Here is a 5,724-nt window from a genome sequence, read left to right as displayed (position 1 = left end):
GACCTCAAGGTAAAATTATGAATAATCCAGGGGTATTATGAAGATAATAAATAATAAGAAATAAAGGGCTCTAATGTATAAAAGAAACAAAACTGCATATATATCCTAATTTAAAACAGCCAAAACAAATTATTGCAAACTGTGGTGCAAGCTATTTTGGCTGGGATCAGTTGTTAGCTATGCAAATCAACCGCTGTTGAATGCTGAAGAAATGCAGGTGATAAGTTGCGTTTGTTCCTAAAAGCTCGTACTTTAGTGTCGATGAAAGTTAAAAAATTAGGAGATAAAAGGGATATATTGTGGAGCAGAAGGCTAACTTATGCAGTATCGTTAAAATTAATTCAGTTTCTTTGATAAAATTCAGCTTTTTTTGCGTATTTGATTATGGAGCATTATTTTTAACGGAAAATATTTTTAGAGTGACAGGTAACACTACAGCTAAAGAAATTGTCTGCGTGAATTTTATTTTAATCAGACACAGATAATGATAAAATGGTAGGCGGTTAGTTTAAATAACTTTGAGGAAGTTCAGTGGTCACTACTAACTATTTAGGTGTTTTTGATACAAAAATCTTCCCCAATTCGGTAAAATTAAAGTTAGATAGGATATTTTAAATATGGAAATAGAATTTTTAGGCACTGGTGCCGGTTCACCAGGCAAATTTCGTAATGTAACTGCGACTGCACTTAAATTATTGCCAGAGATCAATGAGGTTTGGCTTTTTGATTGTGGAGAGGCAACACAACACCAAATCCTAAGAACGACGATCCGTCCGCGGAAAATCACGAAGATCTTTATTACCCACTTGCATGGTGATCATATATTTGGTTTACCTGGTTTTTTGAGTAGCCGTTCATTTCAAAATGGGGATGATCCAACCCCACTGACGATTTATGGTCCGGCCGGCATCGAAGATTTCGTTAAGACCAGCTTGCGTGTTTCGCGTACTAAATTAGCATACAAGTTGAATTTCATTGAATTAGGCGAAGCAGGACAGATTTTTGAAAATGATCGGTTTAAAGTTTCGTTTAAATATCTTGAGCATCGGATACCATGTGTCGGTTATCGAGTCGAAGAAAAAGACTATCCTGGCGAATTGCAGGTTGAAAAATTAAAAGAATTGCAGGTCCCGGCAGGACCAATCTACGGTCGGCTCAAGGCCGGTGAAACAGTAACTTTGGCTGATGGACGTCAAATAAATGGAACTGATTTTATTGGATCAGCTAAGAAAGGGCGTATCGTGACGATCCTTGGAGATACACGTTCTACTCCTAATATTGAGAAATTAGCGGCTAATGCAGATGCATTGGTGCACGAAAGTACTTATGGCAAAGGTGATGCTAAGTTAGCCAGAGCATACTACCATTCAACTTGTATCCAGGCTGCACAGGTTGCCAAAAAAACAGGCGTTCGAAAGTTGTTATTAACTCATATCTCTGCGCGTTACGTTGGGCCGATGGTCAAGACTTTGCAAAATGACGCTCAAGATGTGTTTAAGAATACTAAAGTCGTTAAAGATTTTGATGTGATCCAAGTTCCTTTTCAGACAAATAGAGGTGAAGCAAAATGACTGGGTATCAAGAGTTAAAAAGCTTAAGAAATAGGATCGTTTTTGTTACTGGAGCTTCTTCAGGTTTAGGAGAACAAATCGCTCACCAAGCCGCTTTAAAAAAAGCCATTGTGATCGTTTGTGCGCGACGCAAGGATAAGTTGGAAAAAGTTGCAGAAGTCTGTCGTAAGTTATCAGGTCGTTTGTCTTTAGCGTATGAACTCGATGTTTCAGATCCAGCTCAGATCGAACAAGTTGTCAATGAAGTGGAAAGTTCCGTTGGACCCATAGATGTTTTGGTAAATAACGCCGGCTTTGGGCTAATGGAAGAAGCCGTTGATTTTCCAATGGATATTGCCGAAAAAATGTTTAGAGTCAATGTTTTAGGGCTGATGTATATGACTAAATATACTGCTTTGCAAATGGCTGAACGACGGCGGGGGGCTTTGATCAATGTCGCTTCGATCGCTGCAAAGATCCAAACACCAAAATCAGCGGTCTATTCTGCCAGCAAAGCTGCAGTTTTAGCCTACTCTAATGCTTTACGCTTGGAATTAAAACCGCTGGGGATCTCAGTGTTAACAGTTAATCCAGGGCCGATCAAGACACATTTTTTTGATTACGCTGATAAAACGGGGCACTATTTGGATAATATCGGGATCTTTGCCCTCGATCCTGAGATCTTGGCAGCTAAGATCGTTGATACTATTGGAACCAGCAAACGTGAATTAAACCGTCCGCTTATCATGGAAGCAGCCTTTCATGTATATCAAATGTTTCCAAAAACGGGAGATTTTTTAACAAGTACGTTATTCAATAAGAAATAAGGAGGCGTTATGAAAAATGAAAAAACAATGGAGCATGATAGGAGCAATTGTTTTATTATTGATCGCGGTGCTATTTTCTTGGATGAATTCTCAAAATGCAACAGTTAATTTTGGCTTTTCCAAAGTTACTATGCCTTTAGTGGTGATTTTAGTGATTGCACTTTTGTTAGGAGCTTTGATCGCAGTCTTGCTTTCAACCACTGCTTATTTGAGGCAGAAAAGGGAAATTAAGAATCTACAAAAAGAATTAGCTGCTAATAAGGCCATGAGACGTCAACCAGAGGCAGTTGCTGAATCTGTTTCCACGGAGGACAAAAAGGAAGATAGTTCAGAACAAAACGAGGAGTGATTTTGTGTTCTCATCCCGTAATCAATGGAAGTTTATCCAAAATGATAATAACGAGCAGATCGATGAACTAGTTAAACAAACAAAGACTCCAAGGTTGGTAGTCTCGCTTTTATTTGAACGTGGATATGACAGTGCCGAAAAGATCAACAGATTTTTAAAACCAGAATTGGAAATGTTATATGATCCGTTTTTATTACATGATATGCAAAAAGCATGTGACCGGATCAAAAAGGCGATCACGTCGGGAGAAAAAATTACTGTTTATGGTGATTATGACGCGGATGGACTAACAAGTACTTCGATCATGTATGAGGCTTTGTTGCAATTGGGCGCAGATGTTCAGTATTACATACCTGATCGTTTTAAAGATGGTTATGGTCCAAACCTAGAAGTTTACAAAAAGTTGATCAGCGAGGGCACTAGATTGATCGTGACAGTCGATAATGGTGTTTCAGGCAATGAAGCAGTCAATTATGCGCAGCAACAAGGTGTCGATGTTGTGATCACTGATCATCATGAAATGCCTGCAGAACTTCCCCATGCATTTGCAATCGTTCATCCGCGACATCCAGATAGCAGCTATCCTTTTTCGGATCTCTCAGGGGCTGGTGTAGCCTTTAAGACAGCAACCGCGCTATTGGAAGAGGTCCCACCAGAAATGTTAGATCTTGCTGCGATCGGAACTGTCGCAGATATTGTTTCGTTGACAGATGAGAACCGCGTGATCGTCAGCGCGGGACTAAAGGTTTTACAAAACACTGAAAGAGTTGGCTTGTTAAGTCTGTATCACGAAGCTGGAGTGGAACAAAATAAGATTACAGCTGAAACGATCGGTTTTGGCCTCGCACCGCGCCTGAACGCACTTGGCCGTCTGGAAAGCGGAGCTTTGGGTGTCGAATTGTTGACAACATTTGATGATCAACGAGCTCAAGAGATCGCACAGCACGTGCAACAATTGAATGTTAAGCGTCAAGAGTTGGTTAATGAGATAACGGCTGCTGCATTGAAGAAGGTTGAAAATGAGTCTCAACAACATGCAGTTAACTTGGTCGTTGGTTCAAATTGGCATGAAGGTGTTTTGGGGATCGTTGCTAGTCGCTTGGTTGAAGCAACTGGTAAACCTACTTTGGTATTGAATGCAAACGAAGAAACTGGCGCTGCTAAGGGTTCAGGACGTTCGATCGCAGCGTTTAATTTATTTGCTGCACTAGATGGACACAGAGATCAATTACTTTCCTTTGGCGGCCATTATATGGCGTGTGGTTTAACTATTGCCATAGAAAAACAAGATGAGGTCCAGCAGATCTTAGATGATGAGGCCGCTAAACAAAATATTAGCGCTGCACCCCAACCTGTTTTAGAGATCGCCGATAAGATAGATTTAACGAATTTTCATCTAGACGATTTGGACAAGATCGAAATGTTAGCCCCATTTGGGCAAGATAATCAACGACCGGTTTTTGCTTTCACTAATTTTAAAGTCAAATTAGCTAAGCCGATGGGGAAGGCAAATAATCACCTACGTTTAAATTTGGAAAATAGTAAAGGTGGCCTAGTTTCTGCTGTTTATTTTGGAATAGATCAAGATAAACTTGGTCAGATCATACAAGACCCCAAACATGTAGAATTTGTAGGATATCCGGATAAAAACGTTTGGCAAAATAAGACCTCTTTGCAAGTCAAGATCGAAGACTTAAGATTAGTGCAAGGGCAGCCTGAACTACAAGTTTTTGATCAAAGAGTAAACAAATTAACGGTTAATATGTTTAAAAAGCCTGGAGTTTACGCCTTTTTTGAGAAAAAAATCTTGGCACAAGTCAAACAATATATGTCGGTTGATTCAAAGGCGATAGTTTTATCAAAACAAGGAGAAAAAGTACGAGCTAAAGATCTTTATTTGATCGATTGTCCTAATGATCTGCGGGACTTACAGCTCTCATTGAACACAGTAGAAGCTCAAAAAATTCACTTGGTCTTTTATCCCAAAAATGATGTTTCTAAGGCGGGAATGCCCGATAGAGCACAATTTGGAAATCTTTATCGATTCGTTTTATCACACCATGAGTTAAATCTTTCTCGTGATGGCGCTAAGATCGCAAAACATCTTGGAGTGTCAAAAGAACTAATGATTTTTATGTTTCAGGTGTTTTTTGAGGTAGGATTTGTTAAAATAGAGAATGGATTGGTTACAGGTGTCCCCAGTACTCAACATGTTAATTTGAAGGAGACTTCCAGTTATCACTCCCGCAGACTGCAGATCAGGACTCAACAGATCCTCCTGCACAGTAAGAGCGCTGACTTAATTAACTGGGTCAAAGAACAGTCTGTTTAGTGTTAGCGTATATTAAAGGAGAAGGTTTAATGGCTTTAGACTTAAATAACTATATTGCAAGTATTCCTGATTATCCAGAGAAGGGGATTATTTTTCGCGATATTTCACCGTTAATGGCTGACGGTGAAGCATACCACCAAGCAACTGATCAAATCGTTCAGTTTGCTAAAGATAAAGGCGTGCAAATGATTGTTGGCCCGGAGGCTCGTGGCTTTATTGTGGGTTGTCCTGTTGCTTATGAATTAGGTGTTGGTTTCGCTCCAGCACGTAAGAAGGGAAAATTGCCTCGTAAAACGGTCAAGGCCTCGTACAAGTTAGAATATGGCGAATCTGCACTTTATATGCACCAAGATGCCGTATTACCTGGCCAAAAAGTTTTGGTAGTCGATGATTTATTGGCTACTGGGGGAACGATCGGTGCAACCACTGATTTAGTTGAACAACTTGGTGGCGAAGTCGTCGGTTGTGCCTTTTTGATCGAGCTGAGTGAATTGCACGGCAGAGATAAAATTAAAGATTATGATATTTTAAGTTTGATGAAATATTAAAAGGATCGTTAGCTCTTGGATTCGTGTGTCTCTGTGACATTCGGGTCCTTTTTTGTAATCAAAGGCTTTTATTAAAAAATGCATACTATATACGTGTGGTGCTAGTTTGTAACATTTA

Annotated in this window: 5 protein-coding genes; all 5 read left to right on the top strand. The window is 39.7% G+C overall.

Annotated elements, in window-relative coordinates:
• Positions 1-617: 617 nt before the first annotated feature.
• From rnz to FC65_RS08360, 5 genes are read left to right on the top strand one after another with little or no spacing between them, the layout of a single operon-like run.
• Positions 618-1,571 (top strand): ribonuclease Z, encoded by a 954-nt coding sequence (rnz, locus tag FC65_RS08380; RefSeq protein WP_056972303.1) that lies wholly within the window; start codon positions 618-620, stop codon positions 1,569-1,571.
• The gene (locus FC65_RS08375) at positions 1,568-2,377 is read left to right on the top strand and encodes an SDR family NAD(P)-dependent oxidoreductase (protein ID WP_056972302.1); all 810 of its coding nucleotides are present in this window, start codon (positions 1,568-1,570) and stop codon (positions 2,375-2,377) included. The genes rnz and FC65_RS08375 overlap by 4 nt, the downstream gene beginning before the upstream one ends.
• Positions 2,378-2,393: 16 nt before the next feature.
• On the top strand, positions 2,394-2,726 hold the full coding sequence (locus tag FC65_RS08370; protein ID WP_010496302.1) for a LapA family protein: 333 nt from the start codon (positions 2,394-2,396) through the stop codon (positions 2,724-2,726).
• A 4-nt stretch (positions 2,727-2,730) separates the two neighbouring features.
• A complete protein-coding gene (gene recJ, locus FC65_RS08365) occupies positions 2,731-5,058 on the top strand; it encodes a single-stranded-DNA-specific exonuclease RecJ (protein WP_056972301.1) in 2,328 nt (775 codons plus the stop codon).
• 29 nt (positions 5,059-5,087) lie between these two features.
• A complete protein-coding gene (locus tag FC65_RS08360) occupies positions 5,088-5,606 on the top strand; it encodes an adenine phosphoribosyltransferase (protein ID WP_056972299.1) in 519 nt (172 codons plus the stop codon).
• Positions 5,607-5,724 lie beyond the last annotated feature (118 nt).

This window comes from Ligilactobacillus acidipiscis DSM 15836 (assembly GCF_001435755.1).
GTDB lineage: Bacteria > Bacillota > Bacilli > Lactobacillales > Lactobacillaceae > Ligilactobacillus > Ligilactobacillus acidipiscis.
This window is presented reverse-complemented; position numbering and strand designations above follow the sequence as displayed.

Coding starts and splice junctions, on each gene's coding strand:
- rnz (WP_056972303.1), top strand. CDS start 618: ATGGAAATAGAATTTTTAGGCACTGGTGCCGGTTCACCAGGCAAATTT.
- FC65_RS08375 (WP_056972302.1), top strand. CDS start 1,568: ATGACTGGGTATCAAGAGTTAAAAAGCTTAAGAAATAGGATCGTTTTT.
- FC65_RS08370 (WP_010496302.1), top strand. CDS start 2,394: ATGAAAAAACAATGGAGCATGATAGGAGCAATTGTTTTATTATTGATC.
- FC65_RS08360 (WP_056972299.1), top strand. CDS start 5,088: ATGGCTTTAGACTTAAATAACTATATTGCAAGTATTCCTGATTATCCA.